This window comes from Clostridium pasteurianum BC1, from assembly GCF_000389635.1.
GTDB classification, from domain to species: Bacteria; Bacillota; Clostridia; order Clostridiales; family Clostridiaceae; genus Clostridium_I; species Clostridium_I pasteurianum_A.
Genome location: NC_021182.1, coordinates 1,993,348 through 2,016,003, shown reverse-complemented (window position 1 = coordinate 2,016,003; position 22,656 = coordinate 1,993,348). Strand labels below are relative to the sequence as shown.

Here is a 22,656-nt window from a genome sequence, read left to right as displayed (position 1 = left end):
TACTATTCACCACCCATTTTCTTGTAGTCAATTGTATAATTTTTTAATGAAATTTCATCAATATCTACACCTAATCCATAGCCTTTTGGCACTCTAATGATGCCACTTTTAGCTATTATTTCTGGTTTAATTATATCCTTTTTAAAGTAACGGTTTGATGATGACAAATCTCCTGGAATATAAGTATCCTTTAAACTAGCTAAATGTACATGCAATATTTTAGATATACCACTTTCCACCATACTTCCTACCCAATACTCAATATTGCTTTTCCTACATAATTCAATCATTTTTTTTGCATAATATAGTCCCCCTACACGTCCTACTTTTATGTTTAATACCTTAAAAGCTTTAAGCTCAATTGCTGTTATTAAGCCACTAATTGTTTGAATACTTTCATCCAAACATATGGGGGTCTTCAGCTCTTTTTGAAGCCTTTGATATTCCAAAAAATCCACTGAATCTAGGGGTTCCTCTATACAAAGTAAGTTTAGTTCATCCAATTTCTCTAATTCATTAATTTGTTCAAACTTATAACTTTTGTTAGCATCTGCTAACAATTGAATGTTAGTATATTTTTCTCTAATAGCCTTTAATTTTAAAAATCCATCCTCTGGCTTAATCTTTATTTTAAAGCGTATATACCCTTTTTTTTGATAATAATCAATTTGCTTAATTACGTCCTGGACATCCTGGTCTCCTAATACAATTCCTGCATATATCTCATCATTAGTTTCTTCGCTAAATACAACATCCATAATGGATTGCTTTTGCCTTTTAGCATATAAATCTAACAACGCATTTTCCAGTGCTGCAAGCGCCATTGGATAAAATGGCTTGATCCATTTATGAATATCAAAGGGATGTTTAATATCTTTGTGTATTATATCTCGAATATAGTTATACATTAATACATACTTAGAATCTATTAATGTTTCATTAGTATAAGATGGTTCACCAAATGCAACTACTTCACCATAACCTTTATTCTGAAGTTCATCAGTAACTTTAATTATAATTGTCTCACGATGGTCTATAGCAGTTTTCGATGTTTTGAACATAAAATTCAGAGGGATTTTAATATGAAAAAGTTCTATTCTATTAATCCGCATTTAATTTACCTCTTTTAAATTCTTTTTTAATATTTTCCCTGAAGCATTTTTAGGCAGCTCTTCTAGATAAATAATTTTTTTAGGTAATTTATATTTTGCCAGTTTATTTGAAAGATAGGCTAATATTTTTTGTCTATCTATTGAAGAAACCACATATAGTATAGGAACTTGTCCCCATCTGTCATCCTTTTCCCCCACCACTGCACATTCGTGTATTTTGGGATGTACATATAAAATATTTTCAATCTCTTTTGGATATATATTCTCTCCACCAGAAATAATTATATTTTTGCGGCGATCAAGTATATATAAAAATCCATCTTCATCTATATAGCCAACATCTTCTGAATTAAAATGATTAAAAACTTTTTCCTTTCCAATATATCCATCCATTAGCATTGGACTTTTAATTACAACTTCCCCAATGCCTTTTTTATCAGGGTTTTCAATGTGAATAATTACTTTTTCCAGTGGCAATCCCACAGAATCAATTTTTTCTGGATAATCTAATACAGAAAAGGTTGTAACCTGACTTGTTGTTTCAGTCATTCCATAAGTTTTGTAAATAGGGATATTTTTTGCTATACTTTTTTCAACCAGCGACTTAGGAATAAATTCACCACCTACTAGCACTACACGTAAATTATGTTTTCCAATCTTATCCACAATTCTATTTAACATTGTTGGTACCAAAGATAATATATTGATCCTACTACTCTCAATTAATTCTATAACCTGTTCTTCACGAAATTTCTCTAATATGATAACAGAAGTTCCATTGTATAAGCTTCGTATTAAAATGGATAATCCACTAATATGGTACATTGGTAACACTACAAGCCAATTATCCTCATCTGTTACTCCAAGACTTTTTTGAGATGCCTTTACATGGGAATAAAACTGTTTCCAACGTATTGGCACTGATTTAAATTCTCCTGCTGTGGCGCTGGTATTCATGATAACTGTAATACTTTCTTCATCAAACTCTTCTACCAATTCTATATCTTGTTTTTGACTTTTATATACTTTATTAAAGGGTATAAATTTATTATCATAAGAAAAAACAATTTGAACCTTTAGTAATTTTAATTGTTTTTTTATTTCTTCATCAGTTAAACGCGTATTCAGCATAAACACTTCTTTTTCTAAAAATTGAAGTGCCAAAAAGAAAAGTACCATATCAACTGAATTATTGGCATAAAGAGCAACTCTTTTCTCATTTTTTACATATGAAAATAGTTTTTTAGCCAAGTCTGTTACACTCTCATATACTTTTCTAAATGTTACATCATTAATAAATTTTTTATCAGGTCTTTCAATACTATACCTTTTAAGCCAATTCATTTTTTCACCTTTATCAAATTCATTTCCACTATTTTTTACTCTTATCACTTATTCAACTGCTGTAACAAAATCTTGTTCTAAAATGAAAATAGACAAATACAAAATAAATTCTATTTTACCTCATTGAAAATACTTCATAATTGATACTACTCTATGGAAATTTAGGAAATTGCTCAAAATCAGGATTTCGCTTTTCTTTAAAGGCGTCCCGTCCTTCTTTTGCTTCCTCTGTAGTATAAAATAATAATGTAGCATCTCCAGCTAATTGCTGTAAACCAGCCAATCCATCTGTATCTGCATTAAAGGATGCTTTTAAGAAACGTAGTGCAGTAGGTGAATGCTGTAAGATCTCTTTTGCCCATTTTACTGTTTCTTCTTCCAATTCATCAAAGGCCACAACTTCATTCACCAGTCCCATATCAAGTGCTTCATTAGCAGTATATTGACGGCATAGATACCAAATTTCACGTGCTTTTTTATGACCGATAATGCGTGCTAAATACCCAGCTCCATATCCACCATCAAAAGAACCTACCTTTGGTCCTGTTTGTCCAAACTTAGCATTTTCAGAAGCAATTGTTAAATCACATACTATATGCAGTACATGTCCACCACCAATTGCATAGCCATTTACCATTGCTATAACCGGCTTCGGAAGTATTCTAATCAAATGCTGTAAATCTAAAACATTTAAACGTGGTATATTATCATCTCCAACATAACCACCATGGCCACGTACCTTCTGATCTCCACCAGAACAAAATGCCTCTTTATCCTGGCCTTGTCCATGATTTGCACCTGTTAATATAATTACACCTACTCTTTCATCTTCACGAGCTAAAGTAAAAGCATCAATTAATTCCATAATTGTTTTAGGTCGAAATGCATTACGCACTTCAGGACGATTGATTGTAATCTTTGCAATTCCATCATATACTTCATAAATAACATCTTCATAATTACGTTTTAATTCTCTCCAAGGAAATTTATTCATTTTATAACCTCTTTCTAAGTTTTAAAGTTTTTTATAAACTCTTAGTCCATATTACTGTATTACTAACTTAACATAGGATTTTTACTGATAATATTGCTTATAAACAGAGTTCTTAGTATCAGTATTTTCGATACTTAGAACTCGTTATCCAGGGACGTACCCGCCCTTTACTCCCACTTTCACAGAGTGCGATCAAGACAACCAAAATCTTTGAGATTTTATGTGAATCGCTTTCACAGAGTGCGATTGAAGTATTAGAGCGGGTAGTCATCGGATAAAAATTTACTTAAGACTTTAATAAAGGCATTAGGATCTTCAATATGTGTATTATGCCCAGCACCTTTTATTGTTTCATGCTTTGTATAACTATTTAATTTTTCAAAGTCTTTACCTATTTGCTTATATTTTTTGTCATATTCTCCACTGATGTACAATATAGGCATAGATAATTTACCTATATGGTTTTTCATACATGGAAATTTCCCTTGCCCACTGCACAACAATGTATTTGAAAGTGCATAAGTTATGTTTGATAAACGTCTTTTTCTTATTTCATCTATAATAGTATTTGGCAATTTTCTTTGTGATTCAAATATACTCAAATTTGACCAATATTTATTAAACCATTCTATTCCATTTGTTAGTATACTTTTTGCCAAATTCAAATCCTTTCTCCGGCGTTTGAAGCGGTTTATAAATCCCACTTCGCCATAAGATGAACTTTCCAAAATCAACTTATCAATTTCATGTGAATAAGCTGTTGCATAGGCTAAGGCAATTCTTCCACCCATAGAATAACCTAACATTGAATATTTTTTTAAGCCCAATTTATAAATGAGTTTATTTAAGTGTTTAATCATTATTTTCAAGCTATAATATTTACTTGAGTATGGTTTATCACTTTTTCCATGCCCAATAAAATCTATCAATATTAGTTGATATCCCTCTAATTTAAGTAAACTCCATGTACTTAAATTTTCAGAAAAACCATGCAAATAAATAATTGGTTTACCTTTGCCTTTTATCTGAACATGATATTTAATATTTTCGATTTCAATAATCATCCTATCACCTTGCAAGCTTGTATGTTCATCATTCTTATATCTTCTTAAAACTTATTGTACAAAATACTTATAAAGATATTATGAAGAAATTTAATATTTAAAATCTATCAATAGCAACATGAACTACGGTGCCAGCCACATCAATATTTTTGTAAGCGATATTTTCTTTATTCATTAATTTGATATTACCTGTTAAAGCTTCTCTACCTTTAGAGCTAAAGCGAAGATACAAATAGAAAAGCACTATCAAAATCACTAGATTTCAGTAATTTTAATAGTGCTAAGTGCTAATTTTTTTGATACTCCTATACTATGCTTCAACATGGATATGCGAATGTTGAATGTACTATCACCAAAATCTTCATGCTACATATCACATCTGATTTTGATGGTTGTTTTAAGCCGTGATACAAGAAAGATTAGATTAGGTTTTCATTTTAATTTTTCCGTCGATATTTTTTTCATCTTTAGATTCCTTACAACAGACTCCCTCAAAAGTGCGTACAGCACTGAGCAAAGTGGTACACTCACCAGCATGCCAACAATTCCCATAGTACTGCCGCCTAGAGTTACCGCAACCAGTACCCACATGCCTGGTAGCCCTACTGAGCTGCCAACCACACGGGGATAGATAAGGTTACCTTCAATCTGCTGCAACACGAAAAAGAGGATGATAAACCAAAAGGCTTTCACAGGACTGGATACCATAATCATGAATGTGCCAACAAACAAACCGATAAGTACTCCAATTAGCGGAATCAATGCGGTAAAGGCGATGAGTACTCCAACCATCAGTGCATATGGAAAACGAAATATACTCATGGTGACAAAGAACATTGTTCCTAAAATCATTGCGTCCAGACATTGACCAGTTAAAAAGCTGGAAAATATCTTGCTTGCTAGAGTAGAGATATTAATAATCCGGTCTGCTTTTCCCTCGGGTATATAAGCGTACAGAACTTTCTTTATCTGTCGCGCCAGGCTTTCTTTTTGTGCTAGGATATAAATCGCAAATATAGAACCTAAAATAAAATTAAAAATACCGCTGAATATAGATGTTGCTATACCTACAGTGTAACCTAAAAGACTGGTAGTTCCATTTTGCAAAAATCCGAACATTGTTTTGTTAATATTATCCCAATTAATCTTTGTGACTGCAGCTCCCGGTATAAACTGAGGAAGCATTGTTACTAGATTATTGTACCACTCCTGTACACGAACAGTAAAACCGGGAATACTCGTACTGAGGACGCCCAAAGTTCGAACTATCTCTGGAATGACTATAAGCATAACCAGCATAATAATGGTTAGTACAATTAGTACAGTCAGAATTAGACTCACTGGACGTCTCAACTTTTTCTTGATGCCTTTCTTATCCTTTGCATTAAAAGGAAACAGCTTATTTTCAATTACTTTCATTGGTACATTGAGAATGAATGCAATACAAAATCCCATCAGGAAAGGAAAAAGTATTTTGAAAATTCCACCAAGAAAGAAGGAAATTTTCGAAAGATTTTGTAGTCCCCAAAACAATAAAATAGCAATCACTACAATTTCAAGAATTTTTTGTATATCTTTTCGATTAAGTTCCAAGGCAATATTCACTCCGTTTCATTTAAAATCATTTCCGATCATCAGATTTATCTGATGAGTAATTAATACAATTATACAAAAACCTTGTAACTATATCAATTAATTTTGTACCCATCAATTAAAAAGCTCCATGGGTACTCTTTTTTAAAAAAATAATCTGATGTACAAAGTACAAAGCTTCTTGTCATAGTTAATTTTTATTTTTTAATATTTTAGTGTTTAAAATCATTTTTACGTTTTTTATATATTTTAACCAGTTCCCACCATCCCGTTGATAGAATGCCTATGAATACAGCTACTATTAACATTTTTAGATCCACTGCACTTGTTTTAAATAATGATTGTAAAATTGGTATATAAACAATACATGCTAATATAACTAAGGAAATACTATTTATAAAAAGTCGTGCCTTATTTTCTTTCTCCTTAAAAATATGAATTAAATACTGAGTATTTGATCTGTTTACTAATACTAAAATAACATTTGCAACTATCAATGTTATCAGAGAAACACTCCTTGCATACTCCACAGAGGTTCCTGAATCTACCAGATAGTGAAAAGGTAAGAAAGCAGCTAAAAACATTGTAACTCCCTGTGCTATAACTTTTTTAGTTAACTCCTTTGTTAAAAGTGGCTCCTTTGGAGACCTTGGTGGCTGATTCATAATATAAGGTTCCGCAGATTCTCCTTCAAATATTATGGAACAGGTAGGATCTATTATTAATTCCAAAAGCATTATATGCATTGGTAGTAAAATTTGTGGAAGATTGAATATTGGAGCAAACAGTGCAAGAGCTGCTATAGGTATATGAATTATCATAATATATACTATGGCCTTTCTGATATTATCAAATATTCTCCTTCCATCTCTTACCGATTCAACAATAGTCGTAAAATTGTCATCAAGCAGAATCATATGGGCCGCTTCTTTAGCCACTTCTGTTCCTCTTTTTCCCATGGCTATCCCGATATCAGCATTCTTAAGCGCTGGTGCATCATTTACTCCATCACCAGTCATTGCAACAATATCACCATTATTTTTTAGTGCTTTAATGATCTTCATTTTATGCTCAGGAATCACTCTTGAAAATACATCACAGCTTTTTACAGCTTCGCAAAGCTGCTGCTCACTCATATAATTTATTTCATCCCCAGTTATAGATTTGCTGGCAAATTTAAGTCCAATTTCTTCACCTATAGCTACTGCGGTTTTACTGTAGTCACCAGTTATCATAACTACCCTTATACCTGCATTATTACAAATCTTTATTGCCTCTAAGACACCATCTTTAGGAGGATCTTGAAGTCCCACTAATCCTTTAAAATTTAATGGATAGTCCTCCAGTTTTTCTAGAAGTTTGTCATTTTTACATTCTGCGAAGGCCAGCACTCTTAAACCTTTGGAAGCCATTTTATCTATTGCTTCTTCAATTTTCTTAACTTCTTCATCATTTAAATTGCAAAGTGGTATCATGGTTTCCGGAGATCCCTTTGCTGCTGCATAATAATATTCATTTAATTTAAAAATATTAGCCATTCTCTTCGTCTTTGAATCGAAGGTAAATTTTTGGCACAATTCCAAATTATATAATTCATTTAAAGAAATATTTCTTTGGCCATTTTCAATTATAGCTTTTTCCATGGGATCATAAGGTTCTTTTTCGCAAGCTAGTATACTAATTTTGCTTAAATTTTCATCTGTAAAAGCTGTGCTGTCTTGAAGCTCATTATTAACATATATTTTCTTGACTTTCATTCTGTTTTGAGTAATAGTTCCTGTCTTATCTACACAGAGTACGGTGGTAGAACCTAATGTTTCCACCGCTGAAATCTTTCTCATCAATGCATTTTTCTTCGCTAATCTAAATGCCCCTAGAGATAAAAATACTGCTAACACAACTGGAAATTCTTCTGGAATCAATGCCATTGCTAAAGTAATTCCCGATAATATACTGTTTAATAAATTTCTATTATAGAAATAAGATAGAACCATTACAGAGAAACATAAAATTACCCCTGCAATGGCAATAGCTTTTACAAGTTCCCCCATTTTCTTCTGAAGAGGAGTTAATTCATCCTCAGCTTCACTGACAGCCTTTCCAATCTTTCCGTACTCTGTATTAAATCCCGTTAATTTTACTATTGCAGTGCACTTTCCAAAGACAGATAGTGTTCCTGCATAAAGCATATATTTTTTCCAATAGTCATCAGAGCTTTCACTCAATTCCTTTGGCACCTTAAATACATGTTCTGCTTCTCCCGTTAAAATAGATTCATCTACAGAAAAATTAGATGCCTCTATTACTTGACAATCAGCAGGTATTCTTTCTCCTTCCGCAATATAAATTATATCTCCTGGAACAAGTGCAGAACTTTTTATTAAAACTTTCTTACCATTTCTTAATGTATAAACTTGAGGAGATGTTAAGTCCTTCAATGCACCCATAGTTTTTTCTGTTTTCCATTCCTGAATGAAAGTTATGGATACAACTGATATTACAAATGCTAACATTACAATGCCTTCCCTAGGCTGTCCTAAAATAAAATATAGTGTGGAAGCTCCTACTAATAATAAGAACATTGGTTCTTTAAAAACTCCGATAAATTTTTTAAGTGGATTTGGTTTTTCATTTTTAATCAGTTCATTTAATCCATATTTTTCCTGTAGTGTTGAAACTTCTTTCGTTGTAAGTCCATTAATTCTATCTGTCATTTTCTCACCTCATTATCAATTAATATAATAATGTTACCTCTAAAAGCTTTATTTGTCAACGTTTTTCAAGTATATATCTATTATCAATTGATAATGAAAATTAACAATATTTATGAATTTGAATCAATAAACATTTATTACGCCTTACTCAAACTTCGTATATGTATACACAGTTTAAGTCAATAAAAAATAAAACTTTTTAATCATTTTTATATATGAAAATGCCCATAAATAGATAGTTTTATTGATGCCTTTATTTCAAAACTATTCAGATATGTTTCTATTAAATTAAAAGGAGCTGTAATTTCAGCTCCTTTTAATTTGCAGTATAAGAAAGTTGCAGAATAAAATCAATGTGAATGTCTATGATGAATATCTGGTGAATGTGGGTGGATATGTTCTGTTGCCTTATGTGTATGTAAGTGTGAATGATAAGCATTTATAATAATCTGCTCATCAGTATGTTTATGATTATGATGTCCATCTGCATGATCGTGTCTATGTTCATGCTGCAAGGCTAAATGTTGGTGTCTGTGATTATGTGTTTCCTTTAGCAAGAATATTGTGCCAAGAATCATAACCGGAAAAGCTATAATAAACATGCTATTTGGAATATCTTTTAGCAGTATAAATGAGAGAATTGTACCGATAAAAGGTGCTGTGCCGTAGAGTGCACTAGTTCTTGTACTCCCTAGACTTCTCATAGCATATACAAAGAGTACAATACTTAATCCGTAGCAGAAAAACCCTATTATCATTGCCAGTACAGTAATTTTAAACTGAGGCATAGGACTTTTTAATACAATTGCTAATATAAAAGAAAAAGTACCTGCTCCAATTCCCTTTATGGTTACAATTGAAAATGGATTTTTAGAAGAAATATTTCTTGTAAAATTATTGTCAATCCCCCAACAAAAGCAAGCAAATATAATTCCAAGTGAGCCTATAGAAAATCCCCATTGATTTGTAAAACTCCATGACAAAATAATACTTGCAAGTGTAATCAATATTACTCCACTTATAACTTGCCTTCCAGCATTCTCCTTAAAAAATACTATGGCTAGTATTGCAGTAGCAACTCCTTCAAAGTTCAAAAGCAGTGAAGCTGTAGAAGCTGGAGTTGTCTTTAAACTTATCATCTGTATAATAGGAGCTATAATCCCGCCTACAACTATAGCACCAAGAAGCCATTTTAAATCATCTTTCTTTAGAGAAGCTTCATTAATTTTTTGTCTTTTTATTATAAAATTTACGAGTTGAAAAATCATTAATCCAATTCCACTGCCAAGATATAAGAATGAAGCAAGTGGTACTGGTTCAATTTTTCCTAGAAGTATTTTTGTTATAGGTGCACTGGCTCCAAACAAAATTGCAGCTAATAAAGCCATTATCACAGGATAATATTTTGATTTGTTCATTATTACTTCTCCCTTTTTAAAAATTATAACCATTTCTTAAATTCCTTAATATATAGAGTTTTTATTATTTGTGTTAACACACAGTAAGATAATTCCTATAAGCCATGGAAACAGTTGTGGCAATCCAACATAAGCCCCAAATGCGGTAAATGGCATACAAATACCTGCTGTAATTATAATATCTGTTGAAGAAAAATGCAAAGCTTTAGGAAGAGATGTCACAGTAAAAATTTATGTGAAGGAAAAGCATATGCTCAGTACACTTGTAAGAGGCCTATATTTTAAGGATATGATACTAGGATTCTCTCTTGCTTTTGCAACTATACTAGAGGAAATGCCTATTATTATAATCCAAATAATTCCTTGTCAATATAGATTAAACTCTATATTTGCCACTTACATCTTTATAAAATCTACACATCTTTTTTGTATAGTTTAAATTGAGATTTATATTTATAAAATCAGAAAATTAATCTTAATATTCTATTCATAAGACTTTCAACATAAAAATTCATTGAATGTAAAATTATTCTTACACAAAATAATTATATTAAAAGCTTTCAGGAGGTTTAGATTTGAGTATTAAAAAAGAAAAAATAAAAGTCTTTGACATGACATGTACATCCTGCGAATTAAGAGTAGAAAGAGTCGTTAAAAAATTAGATGGCGTAAAAAATGCTATAGCAAGCTTCAGCGATCAATCTTTAATTATAGAATATAATACAGAACTCTGTAATCCTGATAAAATTAAAGCTGCTATAAAGACAGTTGGTTACAGTACGGAAAGTTCAAATAACTACAAAATTGCAGGTATATTTATAATAGTGGCCGCAATTATATTAATTGGAAATTCATCAGGTGGATTTGATATGACCTCTAAACTTAATGGTGCTACATATTTTGTTCTATTCATCGTTGGAATACTTACATCAATACATTGCGTAGGTATGTGTGGAGGAATAATGCTATCACAAAGTATAAATAAAGATAGCAAAAGTAAATTTGATTCTATTAGGCCTGCTATCCTATACAATGCTGGAAGAATTCTATCCTATACTTTAATTGGCGGAGTAGTTGGTGCTCTAGGTTCAGTACTTTCTCTATCTATATCCATGAAAGCTGGACTTCAAATATTTGCTGGTATCTTCATGATAATAATGGGACTTAATATGAGTGGTTATAGCCTCTTTAGAAAGCTCAATTTAAAGCTTCCATGGGCTGCTTGTTCAGTTAAGAAAAAACCTAAAACACCTTTTTTAGTTGGTGTTCTCAATGGACTTATGCCCTGTGGGCCACTTCAGACAATGCAGCTATATGCGTTAGGAACCGGAAGTGCTTTTAATGGAGCATTATCTATGTTTATATTTTCCCTTGGTACAATACCTCTAATGTTAACTTTTGGGGCATTATCAGGTCTGATAAGCAAAGGCTATACAAAAACTCTATTAAAATTTAGTGGAATACTGGTTGTAGTTTTAGGTATTGTAATGGGCACTAGAGGTCTAGCTCTAGCTGGTGTAAACATACCAACTACTGCAACACTTACCACTAGTCTATCTGGCAATAAAACATCAACATCTTCATCAGGTTCTAAGGCAACTATAGAAAATGGAGTTCAGGTAATTAAAATGACGGCAGATGGTGCAGGCTATACTCCAAATGGTCTGTATGTTCAAAAAAATATGCCTGTGAAATGGATAATAGACGGTAAAGCATTGAATTCCTGCAATGGGCAAATCATTGTACCATCCTTAAATATTCAGAAAAATTTACAATCTGGTGAAAATATAATTGAATTTACGCCCAAGGACAAAGATATAAGCTTCAGCTGTGGAATGGGTATGATTAGAGGTTTAATTAAAGTAGTTGATAATATTTCAACTGTAGATACCTCAAAGCCTGATTCTTCAATACCAGCTCCATCTAGTGGAATGCCCGGTTGTAACATGAATGCTCCAGCTTCATCATCTACCGCCCCAGAAAAACCAAGTATTTATGGTACGGATTTGAGTAAAATTGAAACCAGCCGATTTATTCACAAAGCTGTAGTTTCTGGAAACATCCAAACTGCTTCAGTTAAAGGTATAGGCTATGAGTTTGAACCATTAATCGTAGTTGTAACAAAAAATGTTAATACAACCTTAAACTTTGATTTAAATAATTTTGACAATACAAAGGGCACTTTTATAATTTCATCCACAGATACAGGCAATCCAGTTGCTTCTTTTGAAGGTAAAAAAGGAATTGTTAATGCAACAGTTACATTTAATGCTAACGGTTTATATGTAATTTCAAAAGATAGCAGTGTTATAGGAGCTGTAGTTGTGGTAGATGATCTGAAAAATGTAGATTTAGAAAAAATAAGAAAAGATTATATAGGTGGTTAAATTAACTACCCGTAGTTCTATAAAAGCAGGCTATTAATTTCAGATAATAGCCTGCTTTTATAGTGAAAAAATAACTTTCCTTGAAAACTGCTTTGTGAAGACGATGCACCAATATTACCTCTCCTTGAAGCCAGTACATACTAAAGTTACTGACTTCTCATTTATATTGTTTTTTATACTCGCTACCATTAAATCTATGCATTTTCAAAACGAAACATCTTCCAAATGATGTATGATACTCCCCATGATACAATAAATAAACCTACTAGTAAATACCCAATTCCACCAAATTGAAGATTTTGTATCCATCTCCAAATTCCACTATTTAAGCCCAATTTAGGTGTTAGTATCTGAGCTAATTCAATAAATCCTATACATAACGCTGCTACAATAGACAATCCAGTAACTGATAAATTATAATAAATTTTACGTAAAGGCGTTGAAAATGCCCAATTATATGCAGTAGTCATAAATACTCCATCGGCAGTATCCATTAAGCTCATTCCAGCAGCAAAAAGAATCGGTAAAGATATTATCAGAGAAAATGGAACAGCTTGGGTAGCTGCATTTGCTGAAATAGCTAGAAGTGCTACTTCAGAAGCAGTATCGAATCCTAAGCCAAATAGAAAACCAAGTGGATATACATGCCAACTCTTATTAATGAAGCGGTACAATGATCCGAAAAAACGTGAAACAAATCCGCGTTGTAATAAAAGCTGATTCATATGTTCTTCATTAACTTCCCCCTTATGTACTCCAATAAAAAGTTTGTAAATATCAAACCAGATATATAGGTTTAATATCCCTATAAGCATAAGGAAAGTACCTGATACAGTAGTACCAATCATACTACCTATCACTTTTATATGAGGGATGTTGTATTGAGCCCATTTCATTGAAAATGCAGTCAATATTGACATAACAAATACTACAGAGGAATGTCCAATGGAAAAGAAAAAACCAACACCTGTAGGTTCTTCTTTTTGTTGTACTAATTTACGAACAGTATTATCAATAGAAGCTATATGATCTGCATCAAAAGCATGTCTTAATCCAAGTGTATAGGCTAAAAATGCCAATCCAACTATCTGAGGGTATTTATAGACGTTAGATAATAAAAGTATTACTCCTATAATATGCAATAGTACCACTATAGTACCATAAGGAAGCCATTTAGGATATTTTTTTAATGGGACCTTCATTTTAAACTCCTCCCTATCATTAATTTGTGATAATAAATTACATCAATTTCTTAGCTTGATAAGCCACATATTTTACAATAAACTGCAAGCTATCTATTGAATACATTCTTCTATACTAAATGTGCTAGTTAGATACAATGATTTAGCAGCACTTATAGCAAAATGATTTACTGTGGTGCAACTAACTGCAATGCAAGTTTTCATCTGCTCTTTAAAAAATATAAGTTAACTATTATACCTATAATAAGCTGCACAAGTGCCTTCTGAAGATACCATACAGGATCCTACAGGATTTTCTGGTGTACACGCCTTTTTAAATAATGGACATTGAAGTGGAGTTATTTTTCCTTTAAGTATGTCACCACATCTGCAGCCTGGACTACCATCATATTCCTTATAATCTATATTAAAATGCTTTATGGCATCAAATTCTTCATATTCTCTATTAAATGTATATCCGCTATTTGGAATAGTACCAATTCCCCTCCACGTACTATCACTAACTTCAAAAACCTTGTGTAAGTATTCTATAGCCTGAGAATTTCCATCATTTCGTACTATCCTTTTGTATTCATTTATTATATTATGATCCCTATTATTTATCATGTTTATAAGTGTATTTAAGCCCTTAAGTATATCTAAAGGTTCAAAGCCAGTTATAACTCCAGGTATACTGTATTCACTGCTTAAAAATTCATAAGGTTCTTTACCTATAACAGCACTGACATGACCTGGAAGTAAAAAACCACTGATATTAAGTTCCTTATCATCTACAAGAGCTCTCATAGCTGGTGGTACAATCTTATGGGCGGTGAGGAAAAATAGATTTTTAACCCCTTGCTTTCTTGCCTCTATAGCCGTTACAGCCGTCATTGGTGTTGTTGTTTCGAATCCTACTGAAAGAAAAACTATTTTTCTTAATGGATTGTTCTGTGCCAATGTCAATGCATCCATTGGCGAATATACAATCCTGATATCAGCGCCCTCTGCTTTTCTTTTCATTAAAGAAGCTTTCTTTCCAGGTACTCTTATCATATCTCCAAAAGTTGCAATAATAACATCCTTATTTGATGTCAGTTCTAAAGCAGTATCAATATAACTTTGTGGAGTAACACAAACTGGACATCCTGGTCCAGAAATAAGATTTATGTTGCTTGGAAGTATATCTCTAATGCCATATCTAAATATAGCCATAGTATGGGTACCACATACCTCCATTATATTTATTTTTTTATCAGTAATATTTTGTATTAGTTTTACCAGGCTTTTAGAATAATCTCCATTTCTAAATTCATCAACATATTTCATTCACTTATACCCCCTTTATTATTCCAAAATTTTATTTGCTTCTTTAGCTTAAATTATTTGAATTGTATAACCCTATATAAAATAAAAAATCAATGAATCTTACTTGGTGGGAGTTTGTATTCCCACCAAGTTTAGATGAATTATCCATGGACGTGTCGCTGTTATCTACACCTTTAGAAGGTGGAGTATTACAGCGACTAGTCATCGGATAAAATATTGCAACTTCAAGTATTAATTATTTATCACTTAAAACTTTATTTGCTATAACAATTTGTCCTAAAGCCACTCCACCATCATTTGCAGGTATTAATTTATTTGTATAAACAATAAACCCTTCATTTTTTAATTCATCTTTTAAATTTTCTAGTAAATAAGAATTCTGAAATACTCCACCACTTAATGCTACTTCGTTAACATCTGTATCTTTTCTAATTAGTTTGCATATATCTATTGAAAACTTGATTATTGTGTTATGAAATTTATCTGAAATAACATTATCTTGTTCATCTATCAGTTTATCTTTTATAATACCCATAATAATCTTTTCTGTCTTCACAATATAACCATTCTCTTGGACTACATCATAGTCATAGAAATTTAAACTCTTTTGAGAAGCAACAGCTTCAAGTTCTATAGCTGCCTGTCCTTCATATGTAGCACTATCCCTAAGCCCAATTATACTTGCAGCAGCATCAAAAAAACGTCCCATACTTGATGTTTCAGGGCAGTTAATATCTGCTTCAATTACAGCTATAAGATTGATTGCCTTATTTCCATATAGCTTAATCAATATTTCTCTTAACTGTTTATTAGTGTTATATTCATTATATTTACCAGACTTAAACATGTTATAAATATAAGAAACCGCCATTCTCCATGGTTCCTTCACAGCCATTTCACCACCAGGCATCTTTACATAATTCAAATGTCCCAGCCTAGTAAATTCCTTATTATCGCAGAGCAGAAACTCTCCTCCCCATATTCTTCCATCAACACCGTAGCCTGTTCCATCATAGGCAATTCCAATAACTTTTCTATCTATATTGTTTTCTGCTAAACAGCTTACTATATGTGCGTGATGATGTTGAACTTCAATTCTAGGAAGCGACGATCTATATGCATATTCACTTGATATGTAGTTTGGATGCATGTCACAAGCTATATACCTTGGAGTAAAATTAAATATATTCTTAAAATGCTCAATGTTATTTTTATAATGTTCAATTGTTTCTACATTCTCCAAATTCCCATTATGTTGACTCAAAAATATAAAATTCTCATTTGCTATGCAAAATGTATTTTTCATATTTGATCCACATGCCAGAATTTCTTTTATATTATTTTTTTTTATGGGCTCCGGTACATATCCTCTCGCCCTTCTTATCATATGTATCTCATTACCTATTACCTTTACCACTGAATCATCTATAGCTGCATTAATATCTCTATTGTGTTGTAAAAAATAGTCTGCAATATGCCCTAATTTTTCAACTGCACTTTCATTTTTATATTCCAAAGGCAATCCATTACCATTTGCACTGGTCATGATTAAAGCATCTATGCCATTCCCAAATAGTAAATGATGTAAAGGTGTATATGGAAGCATAACTCCTAATGTTTTCTGATGGGGAGCTATACATTTGGGTAAATCATATCCATTAGCTTGATCTAGTATTACTATAGGCTTTATACATCCTGTCAATATCTTTTCTTCTTCCATAGCTACATCACAATACTTTTTTACAGTTTCTATATTTCCTAACATAACTGCAAAGGGTTTATGAGGTCTGTTTTTTCTAATCCTCAGTAGTTTCACTGCATCCTCATTTGTTGCATCACAAACTAGATTAAATCCACCCAGTCCCTTGATAGCAAAAATTTTCCCTTCCTTCAGCTTCTGTCTTGTCCATTCAATTACATCCTCGACTTCTATTTTTATACCATTAGAATCCTCAATCCAAATATGCGGCCCACAAGCTTTACAGGCGTTAGGTTGAGCATGGAATCTTCTGTTAGTTGGATCAGTATATTCTCTATTACATTCTTCACACATATTAAATTTTTTCATTGTTGTCTTGTCCCTATCATAGGGAACAGATTTTATTATAGAAAATCTTGGACCACAGTTTGTGCAACTAGTAAATGGATACATGTATTTTTTATTTAATGGATTTCTAATATCCTCAATACATTCTTCACAGATAGCCACATCAGGAGCAATAAGAGTAATTTTTTTATTATTTATCTCACTTTCCCTTATTTCAAAACTATTGTAATTTACAGTTTTTCTTTCCTCTACAGTTATGTTTTCTATTCTAGCCAAGGGAGGATGTTTATATTTTAGTTTTTCTATAAAATTATTTAGTTTTTCTTCTTCACCCTCTATATCAATATGTACTCCCTGGGAGTTATTATTAATCCATCCTTTTAGTTTAAAGGAAAGTGCCTGATTATAAACAAAAGGTCTAAAACCTACACCCTGTACAATTCCTTCCACCTTTAAAAATAGTCTTTTCACACTAACACCTTCCAGTTTTAAAAGCTTGATATTCAATGTTATGCATCTTCAAGAACTTATCATCACCTTATTAATTTAAAACAATCTCTTTGTTATATAATACAATGCTCTTTTGAAAATACTATTATAGTTTTTTCCTAGCATATTCTAGGTAACTGCTGCCCCGATGGCATATCTACTATTCTTCTTCCACCGATAATAGTTTTCAAATAAACATTTTGTGATACCTGTTCTACAACTTTACCAATGATTTTAGCATTAAATCCTAATGGGTGATTTCTCATCTGCTCCAATACTTTGTCAGCGTATTTTTCTGGTACAAAGCAGCATAGCTTTCCCTCGTTAGCAATGTATAAAGGATCTAATCCCAGCAATTCACAGGCACCCTTTACTTCTTCGCTTACAGGAATAGCATCTTCTTCCAATTCAATAGATACTCTGCTGGTTTCCGCAATTTCATTTAGAACTGCTGCAACTCCACCTCTAGTAGCATCCCTAAGCACATGAATATCCTTACATATATTTAATATTGAATCTACTAGCATATTTAAAGGAGCACAATCACTTTTTAATTCACCCTGTATATCTATTCCACTTCTTTCACACATAATAGTCATTCCGTGATCTCCAAGTGTTCCATTTACAATAACTACATCTCCAGCTTCAGCGTTATTTGCTTTAATATTAACATCTTCATAAATTGTACCTATTCCAGCAGTATTAATGAATAGCCCATCTACTCCACCTTTTTCTACTACTTTTGTATCTCCCGCTACAATTTGAACTCCTGCTTCCTTTGCCGTTTCAGCCATAGATTTTACAATTGTCTCAAGACTTTCAATTGGATATCCCTCTTCTATAATAAATGCACTTGTTAAATAAAGCGGTTTAGCACCACTCACTGCTAAATCATTTACTGTGCCGCATACTGCAAGCTTACCAATATCTCCACCTTTAAAAAAGGATGGTGTGACTACAAATGAATCTGTAGTGAAAGCAATTCTATTGTGTTCTAAATTAAGCTGTGCAGAATCATTCATTTGTCTTATGGTTTCATTATCAAAATACTTTATAAATAGATCACTTATTAAATTATTAGTTTGTTTACCGCCACTTCCATGACTTAATGATATCTTATCCTCCATTTTATCTCCCCGCCTTATTCAGTAATATTTCTGATTTTACACACTGCCTTTATCATATTAATAACTAGCTGTTATTACATATATTCAAAATTTGCAATTATAATACTCTATGCACACCTAACTTGTTCTTTAGTGTAATCTTCGCTTCGAAATTCATCAGCATATTTCATTCTCTGATAGCTCCTTTATTATTTCCAGAGTTTTTGCTGCTTCCTCCTCATCAATTGTTTCAATTGCACAGCCTGCATGAACTAAAACATATTGTCCAACTTTTATATCTGGAATAAGGTGCATAAATACTTCTCTTTTCATATTTCCTATTTCTACAACACCTTTATAATTATCTATTTTCAAAACTTTCCCTGGAACTGCTAAGCACATACTAACCCCTCCAATATTAATGTATTAAATTTTGCTTTTTTTCTTTTCTAACCTTTTTTCTGTAAAATAAACAATCCATATGCTAATCTCGTACAATATCAGTACAGGAGCTGCAACAAGTATGCAAGTAATTAAGCCTGCATTGGAAATAAATAATCCTTCAAGTGTCAGCGTAGCTATAAAAATATACTTTCTCCACTTTCTAAGACGTTTTGAATTTATTAATGACAACTTACCCAAAAGTACAATTATATAAGGAATCAAAAATACAATTCCAGTAAAGAAACAAAAAATACCTATAAAATTGAAATATGTACTGCCTGAAAGCAGCGGATTCATATAATTTTGTCCATAAGATATTAAAAAATTAAGAGCATAGGGCAGTACTAATATATATCCAAAAGTTATGCCAGCAAGCAGTAAAATTGCCATAAAGAATAAATTTTTATATAATAATCTTTTCTCATTTTTAGACAATCCTGGGTTAACAAAAGCAGCCAATTGGTATAATATAATCGGACTTACAATTATAGTCCCGGCTAACAGTGATATTCCCATTCTCGTCATAAAACCTTCTGCTAAAGAAAAATATACAAGCTCCAATTTAAATTTAGCTAAAGGCAGCATTAAAAATTTGATTAAATAATAAGCTTTTTCATAAATAATTCCAGTAGCAGCAGCTATTGCTATTATAATAATTATCAATCTCTTTCTAAGCTCACTGAGATGATCTACCACAGACATATCTTTTATATTTTCATTAGTCATATATTCACCTCTAATGTTGGCATTTAAGCACTTTCATTTAATTCAGGCATCTTCAAAAAATATCTAAGTCAGTATGCTAGTCTATTTTAAATCCTACTGCGTCATCAGAACTCGCTGATAGCCCACTATCAGTGGAACCTGTTTCCTTGTTGTATTGAAAATATACGTCGCATCTTTGACTTGTTATTTATTTTCAGATACCTTAGATGATTGCTTCTTTTTATCACTTTTTTCTAATAGATATACACTCCAGATACTGATTTCATATAGTCCTATTATTGGTAAAGCTACTAAAATAAAAGTCATAGCATCTAGTGAAGGTGCTATAAATGCTACAGCTACAAGTGAAACCATCAAAGCAATTTTTCGTTTTCCCTTTAGCATTTTTGAATTAACAACATTTATTCTGGATAGGGATATTAAAACCAATGGAAGCTCAAAAATTAGACCTACAGCCAGAAGTATAGTTTCTACAAATGAAAAATAACTATCACCAGACAAATTTGCTTTCATAAAATCATTTCCACAACTCAATAAAAACTCAATTGTTGAAGGTAATAATAATCTATATCCAAAAAAAGCTCCACCAATAAAAAGTAATACTGCAACTGGAGTTACAAAAAAATAAAGAATCCTTCTGACTTTTCCAGTTAATCTTGAACCTGCTTGATAAATTAATAAATACGCCATAAAGGGAAATGAAATCACTATGCCACCTAAAAAGGCAATTTTCATTTTCACCATCATTCCTTCAGCTGGCGTCATAAAATATAAATTAACTCCATGAATAGGTTTTTCTAAAATACCTATTATAAAATCAGCCTCAAAATACATAAGCGAAGCAGCAATAATAACAATGACAAGCATTGTTATTATTATCTTTCTAAATTTCTCCAGCGACTTTGCAAAACCAACGATTTGTTCACTTTTTATCATAATATACCTCTAACTACTCTGCTTTCTTTTCTTCTACCTTTTCTTCTACCTTTTCTTCTGCCTTTGCTACAGTAGCGTTACCCTCAGTAGTACTTCCTTTGGTAATTTCAGTCGAAGCTTTCTTAAACTCATTAATTGCCTCTCCTATTGATTTTCCTACTGTTGGAAGCTTTCCTGGTCCGAAAACCACTAAAGCTATTACTAAAATAACAATTAACTCTGGAATTCCTATTCTTGGCATAATATTTTACCTCCTAAAATATCTATTTATATTTAAAATTTTATTACTTTCTCTTCTCAATAATCCTGTCTTTCAGCCATACACACAATTCATCTAATCCTTCATCTTTTACACAGCTTGTTTCAAAGGTGATAGTATTAGCATTCAAAGATTTTACGTCTCTATAAAATTCATCTCTATTAAAATTAGTAAAGGGCATTAGATCTATTTTATTTAAAATAACTGCGCTGCTCTTTTCAAACATAAGAGGATATTTAAGTGGTTTATCATTTCCCTCAGTAGTACTTAAAACGCATATCTTTATGTCCTCACCAATCTCAAATTCAGCTGGGCATACAAGATTACCTACGTTTTCTATAACAAGTAGGTTCACAGCATCTAAATTTAATGAATTTAGTGAATTCTTAATCATATCTCCATCTAAATGACAGGCTCCGCCTGTATTAATTTGTACAACTGGTACTCCCTGTGCTTCAATTCTCTCTGCATCCTTTGTTGTGTATATATCCCCTTCTATAACTGCAATTTTTATATCATCTTTAAGTTTTGAAATAACTTTTTCAAGTATTGAAGTTTTACCTGAACCAGGTGAACTCATTAAATTGATTACATATATGCCTTTTTCATCTAATATTTCTTTATTCTTTGCAGTTATTTCGTCATTGGTTTGAAGTATATTTGTTACTACCTTAATTTCACTCATTCTTTATTCTCCTTCAATTGTATTAACATAGAGTTCATATCCACTTAAAATGTTAGTTGAAAACTTATTGCAATTTGGACATAATTTATTAAAATGATCTATTTCAAATGTAATACCGCAGTCATCACACATAGCTGTGGCATCAACTTTCTCTATTAAGAACTTTGCACCTTCAGCTATAGTTCCTTTAGATAAACTGTTAAATGCAAATATTAATGAATCAGACATTACTCCAGAAAGTTCTCCAATTTTTATAGTAATTTTAGATATATTCTTTAGATTATTTTCTTTAGCCTTTTCTGAAATAATATTTATTGTATTTTCCATGATTGAAACTTCATGCATATTTATCACCTAACTTACATTTTCTTGCTTTTCTTTAAGATCTAACTCCATCTTAAGAAGTTTTATAACTTCAGGTATTTTATTCTTCATAGTTTCTGTCATTTCCGTATCTAAACATATTTTTTCAGGCTCTATTCCGAATATTGTAACCTTAGGAAACTTACCTAACATATTTGCTATTTTGACTACATCCAAAATTTGAACATCATGTATAGACAAATTTTCACTTTTATAGCTTTTTATGTCTTCTGGATTAATCTTATATATAGTACCAGGTTCATATCCAGCTTTTAAACAGTCTACAATAATTACTTTTTTATAATCTAGAAAATAACTTAATGTATCCAGTGTAGAAGTACCTCCATCTACTAATTCTATAGTAGATGGAAGCTTTTCATTCTCTAACTCTCTTATTGTATAGACTCCTACACCGTCATCTTTTAAAAGTATATTACCTATTCCAAGGATGACAGTATCTTTCAT

Annotated in this window: 19 protein-coding genes; 1 reads left to right on the top strand and 18 read right to left on the bottom strand. The window is 31.8% G+C overall.

Annotated elements, in window-relative coordinates:
- Positions 1–2 precede the first annotated feature (2 nt).
- From menC to CLOPA_RS09415, 7 genes are all read right to left on the bottom strand, one after another.
- Entirely contained in the window at positions 3–1,112 is a 1,110-nt protein-coding gene (gene menC / locus CLOPA_RS09445) for an o-succinylbenzoate synthase (RefSeq protein WP_015615200.1), read from the bottom strand.
- A complete protein-coding gene (gene menE, locus CLOPA_RS09440; protein ID WP_041711397.1) occupies positions 1,113–2,456 on the bottom strand; it encodes an o-succinylbenzoate--CoA ligase in 1,344 nt (447 codons plus the stop codon). It lies immediately after the preceding gene.
- 151 nt (positions 2,457–2,607) lie between these two features.
- Positions 2,608–3,450, bottom strand: a complete 843-nt coding sequence (menB, locus tag CLOPA_RS09435; protein WP_015615198.1) for a 1,4-dihydroxy-2-naphthoyl-CoA synthase — start codon at positions 3,448–3,450, stop codon at positions 2,608–2,610.
- Between the two features lie 254 nt (positions 3,451–3,704).
- Positions 3,705–4,514, bottom strand: coding sequence for a 2-succinyl-6-hydroxy-2,4-cyclohexadiene-1-carboxylate synthase (gene menH, locus CLOPA_RS09430; protein WP_015615197.1), 810 nt, complete (start codon positions 4,512–4,514; stop codon positions 3,705–3,707).
- 432 nt (positions 4,515–4,946) lie between these two features.
- Positions 4,947–6,107, bottom strand: coding sequence for an AI-2E family transporter (locus CLOPA_RS09425; RefSeq protein ID WP_015615196.1), 1,161 nt, complete (start codon positions 6,105–6,107; stop codon positions 4,947–4,949).
- Between the two features lie 212 nt (positions 6,108–6,319).
- Entirely contained in the window at positions 6,320–8,821 is a 2,502-nt protein-coding gene (locus CLOPA_RS09420; protein ID WP_015615195.1) for a cation-translocating P-type ATPase, read from the bottom strand.
- Between the two features lie 350 nt (positions 8,822–9,171).
- A complete protein-coding gene (locus tag CLOPA_RS09415) occupies positions 9,172–10,239 on the bottom strand; it encodes a DMT family transporter (protein WP_041711395.1) in 1,068 nt (355 codons plus the stop codon).
- Between the two features lie 575 nt (positions 10,240–10,814).
- On the opposite strand from CLOPA_RS09415, the gene CLOPA_RS09410 reads away from it, so the two are divergent.
- A complete protein-coding gene (locus CLOPA_RS09410; protein WP_015615193.1) occupies positions 10,815–12,626 on the top strand; it encodes a sulfite exporter TauE/SafE family protein in 1,812 nt (603 codons plus the stop codon).
- A 194-nt stretch (positions 12,627–12,820) separates the two neighbouring features.
- Here CLOPA_RS09410 and CLOPA_RS09405 read toward each other — a convergent pair whose 3' ends face one another.
- The 11 genes from CLOPA_RS09405 to CLOPA_RS09355 all read right to left on the bottom strand — a co-directional run bounded on the left by CLOPA_RS09405 (position 12,821) and on the right by CLOPA_RS09355 (position 22,656).
- Complete coding sequence (locus CLOPA_RS09405) at positions 12,821–13,828, bottom strand: HoxN/HupN/NixA family nickel/cobalt transporter (protein ID WP_015615192.1); 1,008 nt, start codon at positions 13,826–13,828, stop codon at positions 12,821–12,823.
- Positions 13,829–14,053: 225 nt separating this feature from the next.
- On the bottom strand, positions 14,054–15,136 hold the full coding sequence (gene hypD / locus CLOPA_RS09400; RefSeq protein ID WP_015615191.1) for a hydrogenase formation protein HypD: 1,083 nt from the start codon (positions 15,134–15,136) through the stop codon (positions 14,054–14,056).
- 235 nt (positions 15,137–15,371) lie between these two features.
- Positions 15,372–17,654, bottom strand: coding sequence for a carbamoyltransferase HypF (hypF, locus tag CLOPA_RS09395; protein ID WP_015614979.1), 2,283 nt, complete (start codon positions 17,652–17,654; stop codon positions 15,372–15,374).
- 137 nt (positions 17,655–17,791) lie between these two features.
- Positions 17,792–18,799 (bottom strand): hydrogenase expression/formation protein HypE, encoded by a 1,008-nt coding sequence (gene hypE / locus CLOPA_RS09390; protein WP_015614978.1) that lies wholly within the window; start codon positions 18,797–18,799, stop codon positions 17,792–17,794.
- Between the two features lie 156 nt (positions 18,800–18,955).
- Positions 18,956–19,180, bottom strand: coding sequence for a HypC/HybG/HupF family hydrogenase formation chaperone (locus CLOPA_RS09385; protein WP_015613474.1), 225 nt, complete (start codon positions 19,178–19,180; stop codon positions 18,956–18,958).
- 24 nt (positions 19,181–19,204) lie between these two features.
- Positions 19,205–19,948: a twin-arginine translocase subunit TatC gene (gene tatC, locus CLOPA_RS09380; protein ID WP_015614977.1), complete on the bottom strand. Its 744-nt coding sequence runs from the start codon at positions 19,946–19,948 to the stop codon at positions 19,205–19,207.
- Positions 19,949–20,131: 183 nt separating this feature from the next.
- Positions 20,132–20,884, bottom strand: coding sequence for a twin-arginine translocase subunit TatC (gene tatC / locus CLOPA_RS09375; RefSeq protein WP_015614976.1), 753 nt, complete (start codon positions 20,882–20,884; stop codon positions 20,132–20,134).
- A gap of 13 nt (positions 20,885–20,897) precedes the next feature.
- The gene (gene tatA, locus CLOPA_RS09370; RefSeq protein WP_015614975.1) at positions 20,898–21,125 is read right to left on the bottom strand and encodes a twin-arginine translocase TatA/TatE family subunit; all 228 of its coding nucleotides are present in this window, start codon (positions 21,123–21,125) and stop codon (positions 20,898–20,900) included.
- A 43-nt stretch (positions 21,126–21,168) separates the two neighbouring features.
- Positions 21,169–21,828: a hydrogenase nickel incorporation protein HypB gene (hypB, locus tag CLOPA_RS09365; RefSeq protein WP_015614974.1), complete on the bottom strand. Its 660-nt coding sequence runs from the start codon at positions 21,826–21,828 to the stop codon at positions 21,169–21,171.
- A gap of 3 nt (positions 21,829–21,831) precedes the next feature.
- Complete coding sequence (hypA, locus tag CLOPA_RS09360; protein WP_015614973.1) at positions 21,832–22,173, bottom strand: hydrogenase maturation nickel metallochaperone HypA; 342 nt, start codon at positions 22,171–22,173, stop codon at positions 21,832–21,834.
- A gap of 9 nt (positions 22,174–22,182) precedes the next feature.
- Positions 22,183–22,656, bottom strand: a complete 474-nt coding sequence (locus tag CLOPA_RS09355; RefSeq protein WP_015614972.1) for a HyaD/HybD family hydrogenase maturation endopeptidase — start codon at positions 22,654–22,656, stop codon at positions 22,183–22,185.